The sequence below is a fragment of the Oceanobacillus zhaokaii genome, assembly GCF_003352005.1.
Taxonomy (GTDB): domain Bacteria; phylum Bacillota; class Bacilli; order Bacillales; family Amphibacillaceae; genus Oceanobacillus; species Oceanobacillus zhaokaii.
In genome coordinates this window covers 166,352-192,500 of record NZ_CP024848.1, presented here as the reverse complement: position 1 = coordinate 192,500, position 26,149 = coordinate 166,352, and the positions used below count along the sequence as shown (strand labels likewise).

The window sequence follows — 26,149 nt, the reverse complement described above, 5'->3', positions numbered from 1 at the left end:
TTTATTACAATTTGTAAATGTGACAACAGAAATAAATATACCATAGATAAAATACAAGTTCAATATAAAAAATAAAGACCAATAATTAAAATTAATCTTTATTTTGTGTACAATTGTATTGATTCCACTTAATAAAACTTCTCGACTTCATTCTATACTATTACTATGCCCCTCCGTACCAAGCTGCAATCATACTAAATATATGAAAAAACCTCTATATGAAAGAATTCATACAAAGGCCTCTTATCACGTACTACTAGCTTTTCATTTGCTTCGGCATGTATTTCAGACATTCCTGTTCATTCACAACTCTTCTAAGCAATTGAAATAATTTATGATAGCGTTCACGCATTGCTTCTTTTACCTTTTGATCAATTCGGGAATCTCCTAAATCGAATAATAGTTCATCCATTTCACGTTTCAATAGATATTCTATTTCCTTTTGCTCCATTTCATTTATTAACAGGCCCAACATCCATTTCACCTCTAACTTTCTATACAACTCCGATAATTTTCTAATAAACCGGCTTCCTTCTATATACCAATTTATATTTCTCTATTTATTACTCATACTATTCGCAATTAATGACAATTTTTGTCGGTTTCTGTTATAGAAATACAATTTCATTTTTCCGACGCCTATACTATTCCCCAAATTTCTCGTAATTCATCCATCTTTTTGTAATTATTTTATTCTATTATGAATGAATGCTTCAAACAGCGGGGCTTACCGCTAGTTTAATACGAAATAAATTATAAGTTTCGAGCGAGAAGGCTTGTTCATATTTAACTTTTCTCATTCATAGAATATATAAAAGCACGAGATCGAACTGGAGGAGAGAAGATGAATCATTTCTATGTATGGAAATTCAAAAGCTGGAAACGTTGGCTGCTACTTCCCAGTATTGCATTGCTTACCGCTATCCTTTTATGGGTGAATGAAAATGGTAGCTTCTCCGTTTTTTCAAAAGAAGAATCAGTTGCACTCACAAAAGGGAATAGCGACGAGCCAAATATTGGCCTTACCTTTAATATAAGCTGGGGGGAAGAACGTGTGCTGGATATTTTAAATCAGCTTGCAGAGCAGGAAGTACAAGCAACCTTCTTTGTCAGTGGGGAATGGGCCGAACGACATCCGGATATATTGAAGGAGATTTCAGAAGGGAAACATGAGTTAGGAATGCTCGGCTACCGATATAAGAGCTATCTTGATCAAGAGCTTGACCAAGTAAGGAAGGATTTACATTATGCAAGAGAAGTCTTTCGAAAGCTTGGATATAAGGACATCACACTTCTTAGAACACCGAGCGGACATTTTAATAAGGAAGTATTAGAGCTTGCAAAAGGGCTCGGTTTCAAAGTAATCCATTGGAATATCAACCCAAATGACTGGAAAAACCCTGGCACACAGGCAATTGTCGATACAATTATGAAACAAACAACTAATGGCGATATTCTGCTACTGCATGCATCAGACTCTGCGAAACAAACGGCGAATGCACTGAAAACGATTCTTCCTGGATTGGAAAATAAAGGATTCAAGTTTGTTTCAATTACAGAATTGATTAATCAAGCACATGCTGAATCAGAGCTAGTGGAATAGAATCCACTTTTACCATTATCGATAAATTCCCCATATATATATAAAAAGATACCCCTAAAATATCTAGAGGCATCTCTAATTATGCTTTACTCGTCCCTACTTTTTTAGCTGAAGTAGGGGTTTCTTTCTTTTTCGTATGTTCTGTCGTCTTCTTCTCATCCACTTTTGTTACACGATGTAATGCAAGTAATTGGTAAGTATTACATGCTAGTAATGGCGCAATCATGAGCCACGCATAATTAGAACCCTCTGTTTGCAGTCCAGGAACCCACTCAATTGTCGTCATCACAACCATTAGAAACAAAGCAGGAATAAATGCGTGTTTATTCGTTCCCTTCGCTTTAATCTGCGCGATAATCAAACCGTATACAAGAAGTGCGGCAGCCATAAAAATAAACCAAATAAGCGATGTCTCCCCGTCAGCTGCTTTATATGGGAAATAGACCAAATCAAATAGTATAAAAGCGATTAATAAAACCTGCACAGCCGGCCAGAAAGAACGAAAGAATCCGAGGCCGAATCGATGAATAAATAAATAAGCAAAAAATCCTGTCATACTAAGTGCACTAAAGGTAAATCCTAAACCAATATTGAATACGATCAGTCCAAGTATTTCCATAATATTAAATGGACTTAAATTCGCGGCATAGACCTCTGCTTGTACAAAGAAGCTAATGACTAGCCCAGCAATTCCGCCAATGATAAGCGTTTTAAATAAAAAATTTACCAGTTTGCGACTATTCAATCGAAATCCTCCTAATTCGGGTCGATGTTTATATTACAAGTATTTTATCACGACGGAGCACTTTTTTCCTCTAAGAAGTGAATAGTTTATTATTTTGTCACTCATATTAAGGATAAGGAAGGAGGAATTCTGAATGAATCGCAACATGCTTATTACAATTATAGGATTATGCCTCATCGTGTTAACCGCTTGTTCTGGCGGTGAAGCTTCTTCAAACAGTGAAGGTGACTACGAGAAAACCAAGAAAATGGTTGTTGATATATTACAAACAGAGGACGGAAAAAAGGCAGTCAGTAAAATCTTAGCGGATGAGAAAATGAAGCAAGAGCTCGTCATTCAATCTGATGTCGTTAAGAAAGCAATCAATGAAACCCTCGTTTCCGAAAAAGGTGCCGAAATGTGGTCTACTCTGTTCAAAGACCCTAAATTTGTCGAGGGATATGCAAAATCAATGGAAGATGAGCAGAAGAAACTCATGAAAAACTTAATGAGCGATGCCGAATATCAAAAACTCATGCTTGAGCTATTACAAAACCCAGAAATCACAGAACAAAACCTAACCCTTTTGAAAAGCCAGCAATTTCGCTCCCACTTGGAAGAAACGATCCAGCAAACTTTAGAAACACCAACCTTCCAAGCGAAGATTCAGGAAATCTTATTAAAAGCTGCGGAAGAGCAAGCGAAAGGAAAACAAGAAAGCAGTGGTGGTCAGTCTAGCGGCGGCGGTTCTGGCGGCCAATCAAGTGGTGGCGGTGGTTCTCAAGGTGGAGGGGGAAGCAGTGGAGGTTAATACAAAGAGCGCCCAATCAAAGGCGCTCCTTTTTATTCTTCCATTTTCGCAATAACTTTTGCGGCTATCCTATGATATTCTTTTCCGTTTGGATGATCCTCTTGGTATACAGAAGGTGCGAATACTTCCTCTTCCATATATGGCTGCTCCAATTGTAATTGTCCAAGCACCCTCGTTTCTAGCACATCTGCAAGCTTCTTACCTCCGCCTTCACCGAAAACATGTTCTTTTTCGCCTGTTTTTTTGCTGACAAAATAGGACATGTTTTCTACGACACCAAGGATTTCATGATTCGTTTTAATCGCCATTTGTCCTGCACGTGCAGCAACGAATGCTGCTGTTGGATGTGGAGTCGTGACGATAATCTCCTTACAAGAAGGAAGCAGTTCATGTACGTCCATCGCTATATCTCCTGTACCCGGTGGTAAATCAAGCAGCAGATAATCTAGATCTCCCCACTCTACTTCGGAGAAAAAGCTATTCAGCATCTTCCCAAGCATCGGCCCGCGCCAGATGATCGGAGAGTTATCTTCAACAAAGAAGCCCATCGAAATGACTTGCACTCCGAAACGTTCAACAGGAATAATCTTTTTCCCGCGAACTGCAGGACGATTTTCAATTCCCATCATGTCAGGAATACTAAATCCATAAATATCTGCGTCGATAATTCCTACTTTTTTTCCGAGGCGCATTAGAGCCATTGCCAAATTCACGGTTACCGTTGATTTCCCAACGCCACCTTTACCACTTGCTATTGCGATAAATTTCGTCTTCGTATTCCCACCTACAAGTGATGCTTCCTTTGATTGCTCCGCTGCAGGCTGGTATTTACGAATGATGTCATCTGGTAGTTGTTCAAAGCGTAGACCAACTGTTGTAGCACCATTTTTCTTTAATATACCAACAATTTCTTGCTGTAATTGCATTTGTTCCGCTGTATTAATTTTTGAAATCGCTATTTTTACACTAATATGTTTCTTTTCTTCCTTAATGGTAATTTGCTTAATGCCCCCTGTTTCTTCCAGGGTTATATGTAAAAACGGATCTTTTACCGGGTTCAATAGTTGAACAACTTCTTCTTTTGTCATCAAAATAACCGTGCCTCCCTATTCAGCGTTATACATTGTAAGTATAACATAAATGGGAGGAAATCTAAGATTTATGAATCCCTTTTCATTCTTCTTCCTCAATCTCCTCAGTCGAATATCTTAGTATACCTTCATAAATACTAGCAGCCATCTGTTCTTGATAGCTCGTACGCTTCAATAATTCTCGTTCCTCCTCATTCGACAAAAAGCCAATCTCCACTAGTGCACCTGGAATTTTCGCATGCTTTAGCAAATAGATTCCATTAATCTTTAAGGGCTCTCGAGTCGTATTTTCTAAATTACGAATGATTTCCTCCTGAACCATTGTTGCTAAATGTTTATTTTCATCCTGGCTGGGATAATAAAAAGTTTGTGCACCGCGCCAGCGCTTTGATGGTAACGCGTTTAAATGGATCGTCAGAAAGAAATCCGCTTCTTTATTATGAATAAACTGTAGGCGATTACGAATGTCCTCTGCTTTCCTACGTGAAAGACCCCTTGTTCCTTCAGCAGCTAAATCCTTGTCTTCCTCTCTCGTCAAATGAACAATCGCGCCTGATTGCTGCAAATAATTCTGAAGTTTTTTTGAAACCTCTAAAGCGATGTCGTCCTCAAGCGTACCATCCGAACCAACAGCACCACCATCTGCTCCACCATGACCGGGATCAAGCACAATTACTTTCCCTGATAGAGGTAGCGAGAAATTGGGATTCGATGCAGAATTGTCTTTATCAATAGGATAGAAAATGAGTGCAGTTAATACTAAAACACCAATTACCCAGAAAAAGGGTTTATTCAATCGTTTCATATCATTTCCTCCTAACTCATGCTCCATTATTTTATGGGACAAGATTAGGATTTATGACAAATTCATGAGGACATTTCGCTATTTTTAATTAGAAAAGTTTACTATAATTAATATAATGGGTAGAATAATAGTAATAGAAAATTACACATAATGGAAAGGGGTCAGCAAGATGACTTGGTTAGGAATTGGCGTACTTGTTATCGGTATTGCACTTTTAGTACTTGTTATCGTGTTAATAAAACCACTGCTTAATTTAGCAGGTGTACTTACAAGCGTACAAAAAACGACGGATCAGTTACCAAATACAGTTTCAGACTTAACTTCACAAACAAAAGAGGTAATGGGGACTAGCGTGGAAACGCTAAATCAAGTGAACACACAAATCAAAGAATTAAGTCCACTCTTTTACACAGTCGGAAACCTTGGCAGAGCAACAAACCACTTAACCTCATTAGTAGTCAATGTAGCAGATGAAACGAAAGTAAAAACAGAATCTGCTAATCAACTTACCACAAACAAGAACTTAGAAGGATTATACGGTGTGTTAACGTTAGGATATTTCTTATTTAAAAGTGGAAAAAAATAATTTAAAAGGATGTCCGCTGTTAAGTGCGGACATCCTTTTTTGATAGTAAGAAAGCTTACTACATAATTGAACTTCCTGTCACCGAAAGGCTTAGTGACAGCAAAGTTTTTTAAAATAATGTTATAATTTAACGGTCTGATCAACTTCCCGTTTAATTTCTTCGATCTGATTCGCGCGCTCCATGCCATCTATATAAAGCTTATTCTCAGCTTGCCTAAATCGCTCAATGATAGAAGGCTTATCTTCCTTCAAGTGGCCTGTCGATTTATTATCGACAAGAGCAAGCACCGCGCCACCTAATAAACCTGCTAAAACTGCTGGTATTACTAGCTCCGGATTATTTGTATTCATTCGAAAATGCACCTTCATCCTGTTTCGCCTGCTTACGTTTCTTTAACCAGTAGTAACCCAATGCAAAGGTACCGTAAATACCACCAAGCTTCTTCTTCTCTGTAATTTCATTACCTTCTTCGGTTTTCGTTTTAATCGAATCGGTAACATCTACTAATGAAGAAGAGAACTTCCTTGTTACATTTCCAACATCACCCATCACATAAAACAATGGACTTAATTGTTTTAACTTGTCATTTACATCGACTAATGTATTGTTGCTCTCATTGATAATGTTTCCCGTTTCTTTAAAGATATCATCCAGCTGCTTAGGTAGCTGTTGTACCGTATTATCCATTCCTTTAAGTACACCGGCAAGATTGTTTAACACATGTCCAATAAAAATTGCTAAAACAATAAATGCAATACCGATAAGCAAAACACCTATTCCAACTAATGTCATCTAGTATCCCTCATTCCCTGTATTTACTGGTACAATATCTGTCTTTTCTCGGATTATTAATTCATTTTTACGAGTTGGTCTATTTTTCCATTTTGAAAATACTTGAGATACAGCTTCACTCCATTTCAGCACTTCAACAATCGGTTTTAGGCTTTGCTGGAATTGTTCATCGTTTAACTTAGCTGTACTTTCCTTATATGCTTCAGTAAGCGTATGGACGGATTTCCCAACATTATCAATCGAATCAAAAATACTATCAGTAGCTCTCATCTTCTCCCCAGTATCATCTACTAGCTTAGACGTCTCACTAATTGAGCTCCTTAATTGCGGGGTAATATATTGAAGTTGCTGTTCTACTTCTTTCAAAGTTATTCCTAGTGATTTTGTAATATTGGCCACTCGCTTTAAAACAAAGGAAATATAAATAGCTGCTATCGCAAATCCAATGGAACATAGAAGAATCGCTAAGTAAATTATTGCCATATGTATAACCCTCCCTTATGAACACGCTCTTATAGAGGAAGTTCAAAAATTCCGGTAAAAATGACACATCGAATTTCTTCGTTGGCTTGCGTTTCCGCTACTCACGTATCAGAAGCATACGTTCCGTTGCTCAAAGCTACGCCGCCTCGAAATTATCGGTCCTTTTTATCCTCCCCTTTAAACACGCTCTTATAGTAAATATTATACCACTTGTCCCCATAAATAAAACGTTAACGTGTTTTTATTCGATCGAAAGATTTAACAAAGTGGTTTGCGGGTATAGAATAGCAAACCACTTTGGAGGAATGATGATGGCAACATTGAAGTACTATGTTACTGGCTTGATTAGGGAATTTAAAGAAGACAATGTTACACTCCTTGCTGCAGCACAGGCTTATTATTATCTTCTGGCAGTATTTCCATTACTTATCGTTTGTTTTGCCATTATTCCTTATTTTAATATTGATGCAGATCAGGTATTACAGTTTATACAATCTTTCGTGCCTGGTGAGATTGCATCGATGTTTGAAGAGAATATTGTCAGCTTTATTGAAACCCCACGTGGTGGGCTCTTGACAGTCGGGATCATTGGGGCAATCTGGTCTGCATCGAACGGTGTCAATGCCTTTATTAAATCGTCGAATGAAGCATACGAGGTGGAGGAGACTCGTTCCTTTATCGTTATTAGGCTCATTGCCTTTGGATTAACGCTTGGAATGATAATCGCACTCATTGTTGCGATTCTATTACCCATTTTTGGAAACATTATTGTTGATTTCCTCGGTTCCTATTTAGGATTTACGAACGAGATGAATGTATTATTGCAGGTCGGCAGATGGGTGATTAGTATTGTGGTATTATCTACTTTCTTACTTTGTCTTTACCGCTTTGCACCAAACAAAAAAATACCGTTTAAGCATATTATAATCGGAGCAGTGTCTGCTAGTATCCTTTGGCAAATATTAACCGTTGGATTTTCCTTTTATGTTAGTAATTTTGGAAATTATTCTGCTACTTATGGAAGTATTGGTGGGATAATTGTCTTAATGATTTGGTTCTTCTTAACGGGGATTGTCCTAATGATCGGGGCATCATTGAATGTTTTATACCATCAAAGGCAAATTGCAGAAGAACAAGTCATGTATAAAAAGGAGTCGGCGCGCTAGCCGACTCCTTCGTTTTTTTATCTAGATAATATCCCAGTCGTTAAACCCTCTACCCAGTCCATCTTTAGTGATTCCTTTGTAAGTGATGCAATTTTTAACGGTGTGATAAATGTTGCATCTTCACGAAATTGCCTCGTTGGCTCTTCCGCAATCCACTCACCAGTACCTATTCCAGAAGTGATTTCTACCATATCATCCATATTTATGCCCGTTTCAACCGGCTGTTTCACAAGTCGACCGCCTTCTGCCATTTTCCAGACATATTCTGTAAAAATGACATTCTGGAAAAGCGTTGTTGCTCCTAATGCTTCCTCAATCGTAATCGCTAAATCCGCATGATAACCAGGAAGCAATCCCTCAACTTCTGCAGCTTCATCGAAGGAAATGTCAAATGGGTAAATACTTTCTCCTTCTATTTTTAACTTCTTCGGAGATTCACTGACCGTTCCAACCATACCAGTCAATGCAGCTTCCTTTTCAGTTAGCATGATCTCGACTGGCAAGCCCTGTTCGATTCTAACGCGTTCACTTTCTGTTAGCTCACCGACCGCATGTAAATTGGCACTTTCAATCGTGATGATTGGATCCTCTAACGTCGTTGCAATTGACTTAATTCTTCCATCATATGGACTCTCTACCGTAATTGTATCTCCCGTTGTTTGCAGTTCTGTTAACTGATTCTCGACACTCGTTAGCTCGGCATTTTTCTGTGCTAATTCTTTTTCTTTATCAACAATAAATTGCTCCTTAATTAGCGTGGCATCGACAGTACTTTCCGGGAATTCAATTTCTAGCTCCTCCTCTGTCAATATAAAGGAGTTTGGTACTGTTGTCGTACTACTCGGAATCTGATAACGTTCCATTTCCATAATTGCCTGCTCAATCGCTGACGCTTCTTCTTCTATTCTTTCACGCTCATTCAATAATTCAGCTTCTGATTCATAATAATTATGTACCTCGTATGTGTATAATGGCGTTCCAGTAGAAACGGCCTCTCCTTCTCCAATTAGAAAATCCTTGAAGCTGCCTAAGTTTTTGTCGAAGTAAAGCTGTTCTTCATTAGCAGACGCTAGAACTCCCGGGGTGTAAAGCTTATCCGCTAAATCTGCATCAAAGCTCTTTGTCCATTCATTGATATAAGCCGTTCGTTCGACTTTCTCATCCTTATCCAGATAAACAAGCAGAAAATTTACGCCAATAAATAAAATGACGAGTAGCTGCAACACTCTTTTTCGCATCAATTAAACCACCCACTTATCATGTAAGTATCTGTAAAGGCAAGAGCTGCAGCAAGACACCAGCCAACTAAATGCAACAAAATGACAGTAAACCATATCAGCGATTTTCTTGTTTCTGACAGCTTCCTTAAATATGTAACCTGCAACCAAATAATACTGAACTGAAATAGTGAGATTGCCCCAAAGAAGTAAATGATCCATGGTGTTTCCGTCAGATAGGATGCAATAATTCCAAAGGATAGTGGCGATACATACCAGTCCAGTCCAATTAATATTGCGAGTGGAATCCAAATCATTCGTTCCACTAGCATGATGACAAGTACCAACTGCTGCATTATCATGAGCTTTTGATACGGAATATCTGTTAATAAATAAAAGAGTAGACTTGGCAAAAATAAAATGATAACTGATAATAGTAGTCCATATGCCGCTCGACCGATAATAAACCAGAATTTACTAGATTCATATTGTGCATCTGTTAGGTTTACAGCATTCGTTGAGATTAAATTTGTACCCATTCCTAAATATGCCATCCAAGCATAAATAATCACACTACAGAGTAGGAGTAATCCACTAACCCTCCATAGATTTTTAATCTTCTCCGCCTTTTGAATCCGAAATAAATGATCATCCATGGAGAAGAAAAACTTAAATAAATTTACACGATAGGTCATCCGCTACATTCCTTTTCTCTTTCCAGCTGTTCTTACTACTATTTTACCGTATGCTTCGATAAAATTCTATGAATCTTGTGTATTATTTTTCCGGTGCCTGTCACTAGCCGAATATTGTCGAACTTTATTAATTATGATGGAGCGTTTTTTGACTTTTCGAGCACACACAAGCTCACCTTGGATGACGTACATGTGAGGAGTGTTAGCTTCTTTAAATTATTTCTCCCTACGCCTGAGAAAGTCTCAATTTCCGAGATTTGCAGATTATCAACATTTCTAAATTTATACATCCTGCAAAAATAAAGGGAAGATCCTTATTCAACTGAATAAGGATCTTCCTGATTAAGAATTCGCTCATATTACAAATTAATAGAAAGCTAGAGTGTTAGAACTTATCACCAATCAATAATTATTTCTCTGCATCAATCTTCGCTTGTCTCTTCTCTGCTAAGTCTGTTGCAAGCTGGTTTGTGCGATTTTTCGATAATGGATAAAAGAAAGTAAGTACTAAGAATACCGCGAGAAGGATGAGCCCTGGAACTAATGTTGATAACATATAAATTCCATCAAGGGTTTCTCCTGTTTGCAGCTTCACTGCTTCATTATATCCAACAACTGTTAACGCCACACCACCTATACCACCAGCAATCGCTTGTCCAACTTTTCGAGAAAAGGAATAAATCGAATAAACCGTACCATCTTCACGTAGCCCTGTTAAATATTCATGGTAATCAATGACATCCGTTACAAATGCCCAAACGACTAAGTTAAAGAATGTATAGAAGAACATCGCAAATGCCATCAGTATAATAAATGGAATAACCGTTATGTTCGGCATGAAGTATAGTAAAAAGTAAACTGCTGCTGATAATAATATTCCTGTAGATGCCAGCTCTTTCTTTCCAAATCTAGATACTAATGGTTTTACTAATGGCATTGCAACAAATGTTACCGCTGATTGTAGTACTCCTACAATACTTAGGGCTGCTGTATTACTGAAATAATCCTTAAATAGATAGACGTTAACAGTACCAATCAGCATTAATCCAACCATAAAGGTTAAGGATGATAGTAGAAGAGCAATTAATGGTCTGTTTTTCACAAGCCCTTTCACTGTTTTACCCATACCTTTTGCTTCTTTGTTATTTTCAGGTGCAACGACTCGCTCTGTTGTCATCGTAACACATGCCATATAACAAGCAATAGACAGAACTCCAAAGATGACCGCAGCTAATAGGAAACGACTTCCAACCGCCTGATTATCTACAAATACTATCAATGGTGTCAATGCATTTACGAGGATACCCGCTAAGGCAGCACCAAGTCCCCGATAACTTGATAAAGATGTACGCTCTACTGGGTCCCCCGTAATCACAGATGCCATCGAACCATACGGGATATTTACTGTAGAATACAGTGTTCCCCATAAGATGTAAGTCACGAATGCATATGCTAGATAAAATCCATCCGACATACCTGGAATATGAACAAACATTAACACTCCAGAAATAACAAGTGGGAATGACATTCTGAAGATCCACGGTCTAAATTTTCCATTCTTTCCTGCCTTTCTAGTATCAATGAATCTTCCCCAAGTGACATCAGCAACCGCATCCCACAGTCTCGCAACTGTGAATAGCCCCCCAACAACAGCAGCACTAATTCCAAAAACGTCTGTATAGTAAACCATTAAGAATGAACTTACTAGAATAAAGAAGAAATCGTTACCAAAATCACCAAACATATAACCAAGCTTGTCCCTCATACCAAATGGACGTGTTTTATCCATTTTCATTTTTGTTCCCCTCCAACATATTCATGATGTTTACTCTTTTGTTTGTTTTCCCAATAAACTAATTGTTGATATCGCATTCATTTAACTGATAAAATATTGATTATTCTATTCTGATTTACTTATGATTCTAGTACTTTATATTCAGCTTCATCACATCTTTGAATGTTAGTTACTTCTCAGCAATCTATATTTCTATTAGGTTTAGTGAAAGCAGCTATTAAGTTATGACAGCGTGTTCACAAGCGCGCGAAGGTGAATATCATCCAATTACCGCTGATCCCTCTATTTATTCTATTAAAAGCCACTTTTCCAACATTTCAAATTAATTTGTTGGCTGGCCAAATTAACTATATCTTAATAATATTTGAAAGCGGTTAATAAAGCAAGCGTTTTCTTAAAATATTTTTAAAAATATTTCATCTTGCCTTTTCTATGACTAAAGCAATAAAAAAACAGAGCATATACAAACCGTATACACTCCGTTATAAGTTTAACTTTAAGCGTTATGTTACATGAATAAATCAAGAATTAAGACAACACCAAGACCAACAACTGAGGTAGTTAACAATAGAAGCCCCCATGTTTTGAAGGTATCTTTAATCGTTAAGCCAAAGTATTCTTTAAACAACCAGAACGATGCATCATTTACATGCGTGATTGTATTACTACCAACTGCAGTCGCAAGCACCATCAGGACAGGGCTTACATCGAATGTTTCAATTAGCGGGCCAACAATTCCTGCTGCTGTAATAGCGGATACAACCCCTTGACCTGTTGCAATTCGGATCAATGCTGTAATAAACCATGCCATAATTAATGGTGAAACACTAGTATTTTGCATCATGTTCGCAATATAATCACCAACACCTGCTTCAAGAATGATTTCTTTGAAGGCACCTCCAGCACCAACAATGAAGATAATTAATGCAATCCCCTTAAGCGCATCGCCGAATGTGTCCATTACTTGAGACATATTGCGACCAACCCGAAGACCAAATACGTAAATACCAATTAATACAGCGATTAATAAACTAACCTCTGCACTTCCAAGGAAGTTTACAATTTGGTGAAGCCCTGTACCCTCTTCAATGAATAGATTCATGATTGTTGCTGCAGTAATCATGATTGCTGGGATCAATGGAATTAATAAGCTAATACCAAATCGGGGCATTTCCTCGTCTGTAAATTCTTTTGGCTTTTCCATTAATTCTGGGACATCATGATCAAGATTCTTTAATAGTCTTGGTAAGATAATTCCAGCTGCAATTACAGCAGGAATAAATACAACAATACCTAAAATATATACCATACCCATATCTGCACCATATGCTTCAACAAGCGCAGTTGGTCCAGCTTGTGGCGGGAATATACTATGTGCTAGCGTTGTCGCCGCAACCATCGTAATTCCTAGCCTTAAATATGGTACCTTTGCTTCAATAGCGATACTAATTACAAGTGGAGCCAGAATCATAAAGGCAACTTCATAGAAGACGGAAATTCCGAACACAGCTCCAATAATAATTAACGCCCATTCTACTTTTTTTACGCCAAATTTCTCAAGAAGCGTTGTTGCGATTCGCTGTGCTGCCCCTGAATCTACCATTAGTTTACCTAAAATTGCACCAAATCCGATGATTAGTGCTAGACTTCCGAGCGTGCTGCCAAATCCAGCTTTAATCGTTTCTAAAACTTCTGTTAAACGCATGCCATTTAAGATTCCTACGAAAATCGCAGAAATTAATAGTGCAATAAAACTATTAAGCTTTAATCGCATATTTAAGTACAGAAGCAGTGCAACCCCAATCACTACCGAAATGATCGGCATATTGTCAACAATCCAATCCATGTATATTCCTCCTAAATACGTTATTCTGTTACCGCTTTCCTTACAAGCAGAAAATAAATAAAAGGCCAGGTATGACGCTTATATCAGCGATGATGGCGCTTAACTGATAATTATCCTGATCCCTCAGTTCTTTTTTTCTACTGATAGCTCTTAATATTTTGATTTGTTTAATAAACAAACTAATTATACAAGAAAGCGCTTTTCATTTCAATATTCCTTTTATATTTCTTATTGTTAAAATTAGGGTGAAAGTTCAGATGTTTTAATCGTTGTTGAAATTGGTGGTGGGTAATGAGGGTGTGGCGTCTGTGAAAAAGGGCTATATCAATTGTTATCAATCGATACAGCCCTTTAATATACCTATTATACCGCAGCAGTGTCATCAGAGATTTTAGATTTCCCCTTCGCTTCTGCAATAGTATCCTGAACTTCTTCCATTTTCTTTCTGTCAAGTTTATAGAAATGCATCGCAAATGCAGCAATCAACAAACATATTGCTGGCAATAAGAATGCCAAGACTAACAATCCCGTAAATAGTGATGGTGTTAACGTATCAGTTACTGTTGGATAAGCGTCTCCAAAACCTATAGCTGCTACAATAAAACCAACAATGAGTGGTGAAAGTGATGATACTAATTGATCAATAAACGAAAAGATTGTTCCGAACATACCTGCAACATAACGACCCGACTTAGCAGTTTCATAGTCTGAAACGTCAGCAATCATTGGAACTACAAGCGTTGTTGGTGCACCACCAAATCCTTGAGCAAATGTACGTAATAGGATAAATATAATGGTTGCAATTCCTATACTCTCAAGTGAAATAACTGTCGGATCGTCTAAAATTAAGAACAACGGAATAAAAGCCAAATACGATAGTACACCAATCCAAGCAGCTGTAAGATACGCTTTTCGGAGACCTGTCTTTCTTGCAAGCCCTGTCACAAAGAAAGTTATTAACAGGCCTGGTATGACAGTAATTAATCCAATTGTACCACTTAGTCCATAATTTCCAAGTAAGATACCGAATAGCATAACTGTTACTACAGCATCCCTGCCAAGGGTATGACCTAATTTATCCATTGAAGCCGATAATGTAAGCAATTGCAATTGACGGTTTCCTTTGATTACTTGCCAGTAATCACGGATAGATTTCGTTTCTACTGTTTCTTCACCTAAGCCATAGTATTCTTTTCTATCTTTACTCGAAATCCCAATGAGAGCAAGGATAGTAAAGATTGTTGCTAGAATAATAACCGTCGCAACCAATTCAATAAATAAACCCATTGTAAAATCGCCATATTTTGCTACTAAATAGTTGGCAACATAAAATTGTCCGACTGTGAAAACAAAAATATTATAAACGCCGTCAAATGCCATATAAAGCGGACGTTGTTTAGGATCATTTGTCAATACGGTTTGTCCAGCTTTTGTTGCAGATGTTTGTAATGAATAGCCAATTTTATGAACGACTAACGAAAATACAATAAATACTAACCGAAAACCTTCTGGAAGTAAATGTGTTGTAAAAATCATTATAACGGAAATAATGGTAATAATATTACCAAATACAATTATAGGTCTAAATTTACCAAATTTCGTTTCTGTTTTATCAATGATATAACCTATTGTTGGATCGATTAGTCCATCAAATAATCTTGCAGCACCTAGAAGCGTACTAACTAGTACAACTGCTAATCCAGCAATACCAGCAGCATAATAAGATAAGAACCCTATTAAGAAAATATATAGATTAGTTGCTGTGTTATTTAAAGTAAAAAATCCAATTTGCCACAATTTTGATCTATGATACTTCAACTCGCTATCCAATACTGAACTCGACATAATAATATCCCCCTTTGTAAAATCAAACGCTTTCATTTAGTTAATTATTGTGAAAAATTTAGATATATAATTGCTAAACTATATTAATCTTCTGCCCAGATTAATATCAATCTAGTTAATTTGTTTCGTAAACCAACTAACTATTAATATCATAATATATGTAAGCGCTTAAAATTGCAATACTTTTTTTAAAAACTTTTTTGGGTAAAATAAATAGCATTTCAACAATTCGCCTGTTTTTGACAATAGTCGTAGATATAAAATATTTAAAGGGAAAATTGAAGTAGTTATAGATGATGAGTGATTGACGAGTTGTTTATGCCCTAATTTGTTATATAAGAGTAAAAGAACTGTATCGATTGTGACCAATCGATACAGCCCCTCTTGCTATCCCTATTATACAGCAGGTTCATCAGAGATTTTGGATTTCGCTCTCGCTTCTGAAATTACCTCCTGAACCTCTACCATTTTCTTCCTATCAAGTTTGTAGAAATGCATTGCGGTTGCAGAAATCAGTAATAATACTGCTGGTAATACAAATGCCAAGATAATGACTGCTGTAAATAGTGAAGGTGTTAATGCATCTGTGACGGTTGGGAAAGCATCTCCATAACCTGCAGCTGCTACAACTAAACCAACAATAATCGGTGCAAGTGAAGTTACAAATTGATCAATAAAGGAAAAGATGGTTCCAAACATACCTGCAACATAACGTCCCGACTTAGCAGTTTCATAATCTGAAACGTCTGCAATCATTGGAACGACAAGAGATGATTGAGCACCACCAAATCCAGTGGCAAATGTACGTAAAAGAATAAACAAGATTGTTGCAAATCCGATCGTTTCAAGAGAAATGACAGTCGGATCGTCTAAAAATAAGAATAACGGAATAAAAGCTAAATATGATAGTAACCCTACCCATACTGCTGCAAGATATGCTTTTTTAGATCCTGTTTTTCTCGCAAGCCATGTAACAAAGAAAGTTATTAATAGTCCCGGTATAGCAGTAATTAATCCCAGTGTACCACTTAGTCCATAGTTGCCAATTAAGATACCAAATATCATAACCGTTACGACAGCTTCCCCGCCAAGACTCATGCCTAATCTACCTGTTGAAGCCGAGATTGTAAGCAATTGTAATTGACGGTTTCCTTTTATTACGTGCCAGTATTCACGAAAAGATTTTGTTTCTACGGTTTCTTCACCTAATCCATAAAATTCCTTTTTATCTTTACGAGAAATACCAATGATAGCAAGGAAAGTAAATACTGTTGAAAGTATCATGACTATAGCAATCAATTCAATGAATAAACCCATTGTAAAATCGCCATATTTTCCTACTAAATAGTTAGAGACATAAAATTGACCGACTGTGAAAAGAATAATATTATACACGCCGTCAAATGCCATATAAAGAGGACGCTGTTTCGGATCATTTGTTAATACTGTTTGTCCAGCTTTTGTTACAGAGGTTTGTAATGAATAACCAATTTTATGAACTACTAATGCAAAAATAATAAATATTAGACGAAAACCATCTGGCAATAAATGTGTTGTAAAAATCAATAACACAGAAATAGCCGTGATAATATTTCCAATTACAATTATCGGTCTAAATTTTCCGAATTTTGTTTCTGTCCTATCAATGATATAACCAATAGCCGGATCGATTAATCCATCAAAAAGTCTTGCAGCTCCCAAAAGTGTACTAACTAATACAACTGCTAATCCAGCAATACCAGCGGCATAATAGGATAGGAACATTATTAAAAATAAATAGATATTTGTTGCAGTATTATTCAATGTAAAGAATCCAATCTGCCATAATTTTGACCTGTTATACCTTTGTCCACCATCCACTACTGTACTTGACATAATATTATCCCCCTTTGTTTAAAAAGCGTTTACATTTAATTGATTATTGCAAAAACTTTTCTTGCAGATTCCTTTCTCTATTAATCTAATGACCAATTTAACATTACTCTAGCTTGTTAATTTGTTTTGCAAACTAATTAACTAACTATTAATTTCATAATAAGTGTAAGCGCTTTAAATAGCAATACTTTTTTCTAAAATTATGAAAAATAAATTCACCCCCTTTACTACTGCCTGCTTTAGACAATAGTAAAGGGGGTGTAAGATATAGAAATATCGATATTTCTATATTATTTTTCCATTTCTCTCTTCTCTGCTAAATCAGCTGAGAGTTTGCTTACACGCTGTTTAGTCAATGGATATAAGAATACTAGAATTAAGAATACTACTAAAAAGATTATTGCTGGTACAAGTGTTGCTAGGTTATATATTCCATCAAGGGCCGCCTCTGTTTGTATTTTAAGATCAGGATCATAACCTACCAAAGTTATTGCTGTACCGCCTATTGCGCCTGCAATTGCTTGACCAACTTTACGCGCGAACGAGTAAATCGAATAAACTGTTCCATCTTCACGTAACCCTGTAATCAGCTCATGATAATCGATAACATCTGTTACAAATGCCCAAACTACGAGATTGAAGAATGCAAAGCCGAACATACCAAACGCTGCAATAACGATGAACCCGGTCGTTGTTACATTTGGTAATAAATATAAAATACCATAACTAACAGTGGAAAGCAGTATCCCTGCTGATACTGTTTCTTTTTTACCAAACCGAGAAACTAAAGGTTTCACAAATGGCATTGCGACGATCATTGCTACGGTTTGAATCACACCAATAACACTTAATGCTGCCGTATTACTAAAGTAATCTTTAAACAAATAAATATTTACAGTACCAATTAACAATATACTTACCATGAAAAGAAGTGATGCTAGCAAAATAGCAATTAGGGGTTTATTTTTTCCAAGCCCTTTAACTGTTGCGCGTAAGCTAACCTGCTCACTATTGTTCTCTTTCGCTACAATCCGCTCTGTTGTTAATCCTACACAAGCCATATAACATGCAATTGCAAGAATCCCAAAGATAATTGCTGCTGTTAAGAAACCACCTGCATCAGCCTCATTATTTTTAAATACGATTAATGGTGTAACAGCGTTTACAATAATACCTGCTAATGCTGCTCCCAAACCACGATAAGAGGATAATGCCGTACGTTCTACCGAATTTCCGGTTATAACGGAAGCCATCGATCCGTATGGAATATTAACGGTACTATAAAGTGTTCCCCATAAAATGTATGTTACAAATGCATATGCCAAATAAAATCCATCCGACATACCTGGAATATAAACGAACATTAATACCCCAGAGAAAACAAGCGGGAAGGACATTCGGAATATCCATGGTCTGAATTTCCCGTGTTTTCCAGATTTTCTCGAGTCAATAAATCTGCCCCACACAACATCGGCAACTGCATCCCATAATCGGGCAACTGCAAATAGCCCCCCTACAACAGCCGCACTAATTCCAAAAATATCTGTATAATATACCATTAAGAAAGAACTTGCTAACATAAAGAAGAAATCGTTTCCAAAATCACCAAACAAATAACCAAGTTTATCACGCATACCAAATGGACGCATCATGTTCCCTCCCAGAATTACTAATATATCACTATATCCGCTTACATTTTGTAATGTTTATACTATTTGCCGCTTATACAATGCGAGATTTTCTTTTCCATTTCACCTTCTATTTTAATAAACCGTTATCATTTATTAGATTTTTCACACGTAATTATATCGAGTAACTTTAATTAAAATTATTAGAATATATAGTTTGTTGGATAAACAAACTAAATTTATAATTTTATTTTATATGTAAGCGTTAATAAAATCAACCTTTTTCGACAAACTTCTCAAAAAAAAATAGATTCCAAATAGCTATCGTATTTAGAATCTATCTATTAAAAAAACGACTTTCAAAAAATAGTCCTCTTATATCGCCGTCGTTTATATAAGTCTACAACCCATGAGCAAATCGTTATACTCCATTCGCTGCTAAAAGAAATCTGTAAGCAAGGTTTGTTGCTTTGGTATCAAATGATCAAACTGCTCGATATCCTTTTGTACTCCTTGAATTAGTCCGAGTTGATATAACTCTAATGGCCGCTTGTAACTGAAGAGCATTTGTGCAAGATATTGGACGGAACAATAAATTCCATCCTCTGCTTCTTCTTGTAGTGGCTTGTAGTGGACCTCTGTTTCAGAACCAATCTGGGTTAGCTGATATGAGCCACTATTTTCTTCCAGAAAGGAATCAACTACATGCAAGGTGACTGTCCCTTTCGTCGAATGCTTCAAAAAAGGATAGGTTTTTAGAAAGGCTGGTACATCAACAATCCGCATCATAAAATAAGGTTCGATTTTCTGTTCGAATCTCGGCTCATCCAGTAATAGCGGCAAATGATCATTTTCAGGGACTGTCATTCGAACTTCCTTTGCCATCGAATCATGATTCCCAATAAATTCTAGAAGTTGCTTCCAGCCATCAAGCGTTTCGTATGCCATTTCTTTCAAAGTTAGTACGTTTTCCTTAACATGATACATCAAATATCCTACCGCATAATCGTCATGATTATAAGCTACGACAATATTCGATTTATCATTTAATACACGCTGTTCCCACCATTTTTCGTCGCGAATCAAGGCTCCGTTATAATTTTTGGCAAAATTTCCGTAAATGCGTTGTAAAACCTTATTTGTTGCAGGCACCTTTCGAACATAACCATCTACGTTCCATTTTCTTTTCAAACTTTCGATGGGGATGATGTACTTCTTATCGTTAAAACCTACTTCCCAACCAAACTTTCGGTAAAAAGGAATCGAAAATGGATGGAGATAGGACACGATTTGTCCATCTTTTTTCATTTCCTTTAATGCATGGAAGAGAAGCTTCTTAACGATTCCGCTTCGCCGATATTCTGGCCAAGTTGCCACTCCAGCTACACCACCCATTTTAAAGGGTTGACCATTAATTAATACTGAAAGTGGGATTACATGGACTTTTGCTGCTAGTTTATCCTCTTCAATCCATCCCCAGATTGTATGTCTCGCCACTTCTTCTTTGTTTTTTATTAATTCGTCTTCTGATAGCTCGTATTGAAAGGCAAATTGCGATAAAGCAGAAACTTCATCATAATCAGCTTCACTTAACTGTTTGATTTGCTGCAATAATATCTCCCCCAGTTCATTATTCTATCTGTCTTTATAATACTAGAGATTTTTAGAGAAAACTAAGGATAAAATAATTTCTATAATAATAAATAAGCGATAACTGATCCAATTCCACCCAAAACTAGAGCGTATGGTAGATTTTTCAATGTAATCTGATATGGATTCTGTCCTGTATTCATCGTGGTAATCTGCACAATCAATCCGTAACTTCCTACAGTTACTGTTGATACTGAACTAGTTACTAGCACTATTGCTAAGCTTAGTGGATTCAAAAAATCGAGCAACATTATGATTACGCCACTTAATATACCCATTGTGGCGATTGGATGAACACCAAATAAACTCATTGTTATAAAAATAAGTTGAATAATAAAGAAGATTAGCAATGGATAATCTGCGAAAATTAGTATTGGTTTTTGAATAAAGTTTAGAAATGACGTCTCGTTAATACTATTCGCGAAAAAAGCAAGTGATATAAACAGTACAACAAAATTTTGCATTGTGTTCGTAGAAGTCTTCCAAGTGCCCCATCCTAAAGCCCAAAAACTACGAGTTCTTTTCATTAACAGGGCCCAACAAAATGAAAATGGAATGATGAGAATCGTCACAGTAAAGATAAAGTCCAAGTCTAAAATTATACCGAAGAATATAACTAGCATTAGAAATAGTGCAAGCGCTGCTAACAAGTGAAGTATTTTTTTGATTAACGCTTTTCGATTAACAACACCTTGTTTGATTGAGACATTATTTTCATATGTATACTTCTTGTAATGCATCCTTCCCCAAAGAGAGTCAAGAAAAAATGTAATGACTACAATAAGGAGTAGCCACGGTAACAACACAACGTATTCAACGTCAGTATGAAAAATGGTAAGAGCAACTAATATTTCTAACGGACTCCATAAGAGTGCCATTGTATGACCTCTTAATGTCGCTGTACTAATAAAGGAGTTCCGAACTTCTTTATTAAGCTTTCGTAACGTATTGTTTAATACATCTTGGGAAATTGTTACAGCTGATAAATTTAAGAATGATGCTAACGTAAGCGTAGTAAAAGAACTACCCGGATACAGTTTTCCTAAGTCTGATGCATCAGCATTCAATAATTGATTTAAACTCCTATCAAACCTTCCGCTCTTTACTACGCTATTCATCCACGGTAACATGGCGAGCAGCGTCAAAAGCGACATGTTAGAAGTTAAAAACGTAGGTATCATCCAGAAATCTTGTCCAGATCCAAAGAAGACTATTCCTCCTATCGCAATAAATATACTGCCAAGTAGCTTAAACAGTCGAGTAGCACCAGAGAATGATACAGCCAGCATGATAATTGCTAAAATACCTATGATATAGTTTAATATCTCACTTTCTAAGAACACATTTATGATATGAAGGATAAATACAAAAGAATAATAGATATAAAGATAGCGAAAAATTGTATACTGTTTCATCTTCTCCCCCCCCCTATTGCAGTTCTACTTCATTATGAGAAAAGGAACGAATCCAACTACTATCGGTTCGTTCCTTTTAATATTCCTATTAATAAAAGCCATTAGTTTAATCAAAATACACCGCTAAATCCTTCGCTAGCTTCTCATATTTCTCATATACCTTCAAATACAATTCATGATTTTCCATATTTGGATGGGTCACCTTTTCAGCTGGCAGGTTTTCTTTTATCGCTTCAAAGGACTCTGCTTTTCCAATCCCTACAAGAGCTGTCCACGCTGCGCCCCATGCTGCATTATGATGCGTATCCGAGATATAAATATCCTGTCCGAATACATCGGCCATGATTTGTACCCAAAGTTGCGATTTAGATAGACCACCATTAACACTAATTTTCTTAGGTTCTCCAGCAATTTTCTCTAATGATTTACCAATTTGATATATGTTAAAGGTTATTCCTTCTAAAACTGCGCGTGCTAGGTGATCTTTATGATGCTCAACGCTTAATCCATAGAAATTACCTTTTGCCCGACCGTTCCAAATTGGAGCTCTTTCCCCATTTACATAAGGCAAGAAGATAATTCCATTCGAACCAATTTCTACCTCTTTCGCCCCAGCGAGTAATTCATCATGTGAACCACTAAAGCCAATTAGATCTTTGAACCACTGTAAAGCAATCCCGCCATTATTTGTTGGACCACCAATGATTGATGTATCATCTGAAAATGCATACGTAAAGGTTTCCATCTGTTCATTTACAGGTGCACCTTCAATAAATTGACGGATGGCACCACTTGTGCCGACAGATACATTTACTTCACCAGGTGAAATTGCCCCACTACCAAGGTTCGCCAATTGTCCGTCAGCCGCACCGATTACGAAAGGAAGTTCTCTAGATATACCCATTTCTTTCGCAACTGCTTCGTCAATATTCGTCAATATCTCTGTTGGCGGAACAATCTCAGATAATTGTTCCTTAGTAATACCCGCAATAGCTAGCGTTTCCGCGTCCCATTCGAGATTCTTCACATTTAGTAATCCTGTTGCAGAAGCCATAGAATAATCAACAACACGTTTACCAAACCATTTTTGTAATAAATATTCTTTCATTGACATGAAGTATGCCGCTCTTTGATAGGGTTCATAATTGGTTTCTTTCATCCAGATCAATTTAAGTAATGGTGACATCGGATGAATTGGTGTACCAGTGCGAGAGAAAATGTCCAGCCCATCATTTTGTAAAAGCTCTTCCGCTTGCTCACTGCTTCTCGCATCTGACCAAATAAGCATTTGTGAAAGAGGCTCATTCTGTTCGTCCATGCAAATAATCGAATGCATCGCGCACGAAATTCCGACGGTTAGTAATTCGTCTGCTTCTGCCTTTGCATTTTCAATTACTTCTTTCATCACTTTTACTGATGCTCTCTCCACTTCCTGAGGATCCTGCTCTGTCCAATCAGGATTAGGATAGTTTGTCGTTACCATTTCTTCTGCCTCTGCGATTAAATTCCCCGTTAAATCAAATACTACCGCTTTGACACTTGTTGTTCCTATATCAAGTCCGATTGCTAATTCTCTACCCATAGCTACCTCTTCCTTTGTCACGATTCTTTAGAAAAGGCTTTGGAGCTTACTCCAAAGCCTTTCATATCATGTATTATTATACTATTTAGATTGTCATACTTCCATAACCGCCATCTACACGTACGAACGTTCCAGTAACGAAACCAGATGCTTTATCAGAAGCAAGGTAAATTGCTGCACCTTGTAACTCTTCTGGCTCACCGAAGCGTTCCATTGGTGTATGTTTCATGATTGATTCAATTCTTGCATCATCAAGGATTTTACGGTTTTGCTCTGCAGGGAAGAATCCTGGAATAATCGCATTTACCCGAATGCCATGTGGAGCAAATTCTTTAGCCAAATATTGTGTAACACTGTTTACACCTGCTTTAGATGCAGAATACGTAAATACTCTTGATAATGGCGGGTTAGAAGAAACAGAAGAAATATTAATAATGCTTCCTTTTCTTTCTTGTTCAATCATACGTTTTGCAAAAATTTGTGTTGAGAATACTAACCCTTTTAAGTTAACATCCATGATGTCATCCCATTCATCTGTTTCCAATTCCAAGAATGGTGTAGAGCTGTTTTTACCGGGTGCATTTAGGACGATATCCCAGCCGCCTGCCCATGCTTCAATTTCTTTCGCAGCACGCTCAACAGAAGGAAGATCACTTACATCTGCTTGGAATGATTTAGCTTCACCGCCAGCGTCGATGATTTCCTTCGTTACTACTTCTGCTTTTTCTAAATTACGACCAACAATCGCAACCTTTGCACCTTGCTCAGCAAGTCCTTTTGCCATTGAAGCTCCTAATGTACTGTTTCCGCCAATTGCAACTGCTACTTTACCAGTTAGATCGAATAAATTTGTCATTGATAATTCCCCTTATTGTTATATTTGCTAGTAATAAATGATTTAGAATAAGTTTCCTTCATCATCAAAACCGAATGCATATGGTTCAGAGATCTGTTCGATATTTGCATGCTCTTTCACATAATCAAGATACGATTCTGATACCTCAATTTCACTCACTTCAAGTGTGTTCTTAATCCGAACAACTTTAGCCTTTGTGAAATCTAAAATATTACATGTTTTGATTGCTGCTTGAATTGCTTGTTTATCTGTCGGCAATGTTGTGGAAATATGTGTTGGTCCTACAACTGTAGATGTTAAACCATTCGCATATGTTGCATCCCGGTCCATTTTGTCAACAAGTCGTTGTGTTGTGAAATCTGCTGTTCCAACTCCATTTGCATTACCTTCCGTTTGTGGTGTTAAATCAAGCACAACCATTTTCGTTACATCTGGTCCACCATGTGCATACGGTGTTGGATATCTTCCCGTAATATTCGGGTCCATTCCATCCCCACTGATATTTTTACCAATTTGATCGATTACAAGTACATCAATTTGATCGAATAGCAGTTTCGGCAGCAAGTCTTTTGCTAGCTTAAGTAACTCTGTTTCCTTTTCTTCTACTTCTTCAGGTTTAAGTACTTCTATTTTAGCAACTTTGTCGAATGCATTTTCTACCGTAGCAACACCAAATAGGATAGGCATTTTTTCCATTGCTAGTTTAGCCATTGCTGGAACATGCTCTGCCATATGCTTAAATCCTAATTGATGGCATGCTTCTGCTCCTTTTTGTTTCCCTAGACCAATACTGATCATCTTCATAATTCCACTTTCCACATGACCGCGGAAGGCAGTATGTGGTTTCACGCGATTAATAACGACGATTCCATCTGCTTCAGAAGCCAATTTATCAATATAAACTGGCAGACCATTTGGTAATTCACCAAGCTTTATTACTTCCATTGAAGAGCGTATTTCTGCGCCAACGCTTTCTTCTGACACGCCAAGATGCTCAAGAACCGCTTTTTGCCCTGGTCCAGTTGCACCTCCATGACTTCCCATGCTTGGAACGATAAATGGTTTCGCACCTAAATCTTTTAGGAATTGAACCGTAATTGCTGTAATTTCAACAATTCGATCGACTCCCCTGCTTCCAACCGCAATTGCGATCTCCATTCCGGGCGTTACCGTATCTTTTACTTTTTCCAACTCTGCCTTTAAAGTGCCGCCAACATCTTCTACTTGTGATTTGTCGAAGGTTTGCTTTACTTTTACCATCTTTGGAACAGGAATGTCCTGCAATAATTCTTGTAGAATGCCCATAGCTTATGCCCCACTCCTTTTTTTATGAATACATTTACTTTACATATCTGGCTCTATTATATCTATAATTCCCTACGAAAAGATAGTTTACCCTTACAACAAACAATAATTTACTTTTAAATTTAAGACATTCTGGCTTTCATTCACATTAGAAAACTAAGGTTTATAAAACCCTTGGGTCAAAATCTTAGTTGCACTTATGTATTCAGAAAGTCATTTTATTCTCTTAACTACTAAAGCGATTTCACTAATGCTTCTTTCATAGCAAATCTTTTAATTTGTTTAATAAACAAATTAATAATTTAAGATTATCATTTGTACTACACTTCGTCAAGAGAAAGCGTTGTCTTTTCCGAAAAATAAATACCAAAAATTGGG

General features: G+C 37.0%; 23 protein-coding genes. 4 read left to right on the top strand and 19 right to left on the bottom strand.

The features are described from left to right. Positions 1-256 precede the first annotated feature (256 nt). Positions 257-475: a hypothetical protein gene (locus tag CUC15_RS01015; protein ID WP_114914957.1), complete on the bottom strand. Its 219-nt coding sequence runs from the start codon at positions 473-475 to the stop codon at positions 257-259. A 369-nt stretch (positions 476-844) separates the two neighbouring features. Between CUC15_RS01015 and pdaB the strand changes: the two genes are divergently transcribed. Next, positions 845-1,603, top strand: coding sequence for a polysaccharide deacetylase family sporulation protein PdaB (gene pdaB / locus CUC15_RS01010; RefSeq protein WP_114914956.1), 759 nt, complete (start codon positions 845-847; stop codon positions 1,601-1,603). Between the two features lie 79 nt (positions 1,604-1,682). Here pdaB and CUC15_RS01005 read toward each other — a convergent pair whose 3' ends face one another. Then, entirely contained in the window at positions 1,683-2,348 is a 666-nt protein-coding gene (locus CUC15_RS01005) for a KinB-signaling pathway activation protein (protein ID WP_114914955.1), read from the bottom strand. A 133-nt stretch (positions 2,349-2,481) separates the two neighbouring features. Here CUC15_RS01005 and gerD point away from each other — a divergent pair, with 133 nt between their 5' ends. Then, complete coding sequence (gerD, locus tag CUC15_RS01000; RefSeq protein ID WP_114914954.1) at positions 2,482-3,138, top strand: spore germination lipoprotein GerD; 657 nt, start codon at positions 2,482-2,484, stop codon at positions 3,136-3,138. Positions 3,139-3,170: 32 nt separating this feature from the next. Here gerD and CUC15_RS00995 read toward each other — a convergent pair whose 3' ends face one another. Both CUC15_RS00995 and cwlD read right to left on the bottom strand, forming a co-directional pair. Further along, the gene (locus CUC15_RS00995) at positions 3,171-4,229 is read right to left on the bottom strand and encodes an Mrp/NBP35 family ATP-binding protein (RefSeq protein WP_114914953.1); all 1,059 of its coding nucleotides are present in this window, start codon (positions 4,227-4,229) and stop codon (positions 3,171-3,173) included. Between the two features lie 82 nt (positions 4,230-4,311). Continuing rightward, positions 4,312-5,034 carry an N-acetylmuramoyl-L-alanine amidase CwlD gene (gene cwlD, locus CUC15_RS00990; RefSeq protein ID WP_114914952.1) on the bottom strand — a complete coding sequence of 241 codons (723 nt, stop codon included), beginning with the start codon at positions 5,032-5,034 and terminating at the stop codon, positions 4,312-4,314. Positions 5,035-5,203: 169 nt separating this feature from the next. Here cwlD and CUC15_RS00985 point away from each other — a divergent pair, with 169 nt between their 5' ends. Next, a complete protein-coding gene (locus CUC15_RS00985; RefSeq protein WP_114914951.1) occupies positions 5,204-5,620 on the top strand; it encodes a DUF948 domain-containing protein in 417 nt (138 codons plus the stop codon). A gap of 120 nt (positions 5,621-5,740) precedes the next feature. On the opposite strand, the gene CUC15_RS00980 is transcribed toward CUC15_RS00985, so the two are convergent. The 3 genes from CUC15_RS00980 to CUC15_RS00970 are packed head-to-tail and all read right to left on the bottom strand — an operon-like array spanning position 5,741 to position 6,896. Next, a complete protein-coding gene (locus CUC15_RS00980) occupies positions 5,741-5,971 on the bottom strand; it encodes a hypothetical protein (RefSeq protein WP_114914950.1) in 231 nt (76 codons plus the stop codon). Next, positions 5,958-6,413 (bottom strand): DUF948 domain-containing protein, encoded by a 456-nt coding sequence (locus CUC15_RS00975; protein WP_114914949.1) that lies wholly within the window; start codon positions 6,411-6,413, stop codon positions 5,958-5,960. The genes CUC15_RS00980 and CUC15_RS00975 overlap by 14 nt, the downstream gene beginning before the upstream one ends. After that, a complete protein-coding gene (locus CUC15_RS00970) occupies positions 6,414-6,896 on the bottom strand; it encodes a DUF948 domain-containing protein (protein ID WP_114914948.1) in 483 nt (160 codons plus the stop codon). It lies immediately after the preceding gene. A 311-nt stretch (positions 6,897-7,207) separates the two neighbouring features. Between CUC15_RS00970 and CUC15_RS00965 the strand changes: the two genes are divergently transcribed. Continuing rightward, positions 7,208-8,062, top strand: a complete 855-nt coding sequence (locus CUC15_RS00965; protein ID WP_114914947.1) for a YihY/virulence factor BrkB family protein — start codon at positions 7,208-7,210, stop codon at positions 8,060-8,062. A 17-nt stretch (positions 8,063-8,079) separates the two neighbouring features. On the opposite strand, the gene CUC15_RS00960 is transcribed toward CUC15_RS00965, so the two are convergent. The 12 genes from CUC15_RS00960 to CUC15_RS00905 form a co-directional block, all read right to left on the bottom strand. Then, on the bottom strand, positions 8,080-9,300 hold the full coding sequence (locus CUC15_RS00960; RefSeq protein ID WP_114914946.1) for an efflux RND transporter periplasmic adaptor subunit: 1,221 nt from the start codon (positions 9,298-9,300) through the stop codon (positions 8,080-8,082). After that, entirely contained in the window at positions 9,300-9,974 is a 675-nt protein-coding gene (locus CUC15_RS00955) for a hypothetical protein (protein WP_114914945.1), read from the bottom strand. Before CUC15_RS00955 ends, CUC15_RS00960 begins: the two co-directional genes overlap by 1 nt. A gap of 409 nt (positions 9,975-10,383) precedes the next feature. Beyond that, complete coding sequence (locus CUC15_RS00950; RefSeq protein WP_114914944.1) at positions 10,384-11,769, bottom strand: MFS transporter; 1,386 nt, start codon at positions 11,767-11,769, stop codon at positions 10,384-10,386. 508 nt (positions 11,770-12,277) lie between these two features. After that, entirely contained in the window at positions 12,278-13,615 is a 1,338-nt protein-coding gene (locus CUC15_RS00945; RefSeq protein ID WP_114914943.1) for a gluconate:H+ symporter, read from the bottom strand. 363 nt (positions 13,616-13,978) lie between these two features. Continuing rightward, a complete protein-coding gene (locus CUC15_RS00940) occupies positions 13,979-15,460 on the bottom strand; it encodes an MFS transporter (protein WP_114914942.1) in 1,482 nt (493 codons plus the stop codon). Positions 15,461-15,856: 396 nt separating this feature from the next. Beyond that, the gene (locus tag CUC15_RS00935) at positions 15,857-17,335 is read right to left on the bottom strand and encodes an MFS transporter (protein ID WP_114914941.1); all 1,479 of its coding nucleotides are present in this window, start codon (positions 17,333-17,335) and stop codon (positions 15,857-15,859) included. 290 nt (positions 17,336-17,625) lie between these two features. Continuing rightward, complete coding sequence (locus CUC15_RS00930) at positions 17,626-18,987, bottom strand: MFS transporter (RefSeq protein WP_114914940.1); 1,362 nt, start codon at positions 18,985-18,987, stop codon at positions 17,626-17,628. Positions 18,988-19,401: 414 nt separating this feature from the next. Then, entirely contained in the window at positions 19,402-20,574 is a 1,173-nt protein-coding gene (locus tag CUC15_RS00925) for a GNAT family N-acetyltransferase (RefSeq protein WP_114914939.1), read from the bottom strand. Positions 20,575-20,654: 80 nt separating this feature from the next. Then, on the bottom strand, positions 20,655-22,028 hold the full coding sequence (locus tag CUC15_RS00920) for a hypothetical protein (protein WP_114914938.1): 1,374 nt from the start codon (positions 22,026-22,028) through the stop codon (positions 20,655-20,657). Between the two features lie 106 nt (positions 22,029-22,134). After that, entirely contained in the window at positions 22,135-23,610 is a 1,476-nt protein-coding gene (locus CUC15_RS00915) for a gluconokinase (RefSeq protein ID WP_114914937.1), read from the bottom strand. An 85-nt stretch (positions 23,611-23,695) separates the two neighbouring features. Further along, a complete protein-coding gene (locus CUC15_RS00910) occupies positions 23,696-24,466 on the bottom strand; it encodes an SDR family oxidoreductase (RefSeq protein WP_114914936.1) in 771 nt (256 codons plus the stop codon). A 42-nt stretch (positions 24,467-24,508) separates the two neighbouring features. Next, complete coding sequence (locus CUC15_RS00905) at positions 24,509-25,771, bottom strand: nickel pincer cofactor-dependent isomerase, group 22 (RefSeq protein WP_114914935.1); 1,263 nt, start codon at positions 25,769-25,771, stop codon at positions 24,509-24,511. Between the last annotated feature and the right edge of the window lie 378 nt (positions 25,772-26,149).

What these genes read in the sequence shown, in the direction of transcription:
- CUC15_RS01015 (WP_114914957.1), bottom strand. Translation starts at nt 475, where the DNA reads ATGTTGGGCCTGTTAATAAATGAAATGGAGCAAAAGGAAATAGAATAT.
- pdaB (WP_114914956.1), top strand. Translation starts at nt 845, where the DNA reads ATGAATCATTTCTATGTATGGAAATTCAAAAGCTGGAAACGTTGGCTG.
- gerD (WP_114914954.1), top strand. Translation starts at nt 2,482, where the DNA reads ATGAATCGCAACATGCTTATTACAATTATAGGATTATGCCTCATCGTG.
- cwlD (WP_114914952.1), bottom strand. Translation starts at nt 5,034, where the DNA reads ATGAAACGATTGAATAAACCCTTTTTCTGGGTAATTGGTGTTTTAGTA.
- CUC15_RS00985 (WP_114914951.1), top strand. Translation starts at nt 5,204, where the DNA reads ATGACTTGGTTAGGAATTGGCGTACTTGTTATCGGTATTGCACTTTTA.
- CUC15_RS00980 (WP_114914950.1), bottom strand. Translation starts at nt 5,971, where the DNA reads ATGAATACAAATAATCCGGAGCTAGTAATACCAGCAGTTTTAGCAGGT.
- CUC15_RS00975 (WP_114914949.1), bottom strand. Translation starts at nt 6,413, where the DNA reads ATGACATTAGTTGGAATAGGTGTTTTGCTTATCGGTATTGCATTTATT.
- CUC15_RS00970 (WP_114914948.1), bottom strand. Translation starts at nt 6,896, where the DNA reads ATGGCAATAATTTACTTAGCGATTCTTCTATGTTCCATTGGATTTGCG.
- CUC15_RS00965 (WP_114914947.1), top strand. Translation starts at nt 7,208, where the DNA reads ATGGCAACATTGAAGTACTATGTTACTGGCTTGATTAGGGAATTTAAA.
- CUC15_RS00960 (WP_114914946.1), bottom strand. Translation starts at nt 9,300, where the DNA reads ATGCGAAAAAGAGTGTTGCAGCTACTCGTCATTTTATTTATTGGCGTA.
- CUC15_RS00955 (WP_114914945.1), bottom strand. Translation starts at nt 9,974, where the DNA reads ATGACCTATCGTGTAAATTTATTTAAGTTTTTCTTCTCCATGGATGAT.
- CUC15_RS00950 (WP_114914944.1), bottom strand. Translation starts at nt 11,769, where the DNA reads ATGAAAATGGATAAAACACGTCCATTTGGTATGAGGGACAAGCTTGGT.
- CUC15_RS00945 (WP_114914943.1), bottom strand. Translation starts at nt 13,615, where the DNA reads ATGGATTGGATTGTTGACAATATGCCGATCATTTCGGTAGTGATTGGG.
- CUC15_RS00940 (WP_114914942.1), bottom strand. Translation starts at nt 15,460, where the DNA reads ATGTCGAGTTCAGTATTGGATAGCGAGTTGAAGTATCATAGATCAAAA.
- CUC15_RS00935 (WP_114914941.1), bottom strand. Translation starts at nt 17,335, where the DNA reads ATGTCAAGTACAGTAGTGGATGGTGGACAAAGGTATAACAGGTCAAAA.
- CUC15_RS00930 (WP_114914940.1), bottom strand. Translation starts at nt 18,987, where the DNA reads ATGATGCGTCCATTTGGTATGCGTGATAAACTTGGTTATTTGTTTGGT.
- CUC15_RS00920 (WP_114914938.1), bottom strand. Translation starts at nt 22,028, where the DNA reads ATGAAACAGTATACAATTTTTCGCTATCTTTATATCTATTATTCTTTT.
- CUC15_RS00915 (WP_114914937.1), bottom strand. Translation starts at nt 23,610, where the DNA reads ATGGGTAGAGAATTAGCAATCGGACTTGATATAGGAACAACAAGTGTC.
- CUC15_RS00910 (WP_114914936.1), bottom strand. Translation starts at nt 24,466, where the DNA reads ATGACAAATTTATTCGATCTAACTGGTAAAGTAGCAGTTGCAATTGGC.
- CUC15_RS00905 (WP_114914935.1), bottom strand. Translation starts at nt 25,771, where the DNA reads ATGGGCATTCTACAAGAATTATTGCAGGACATTCCTGTTCCAAAGATG.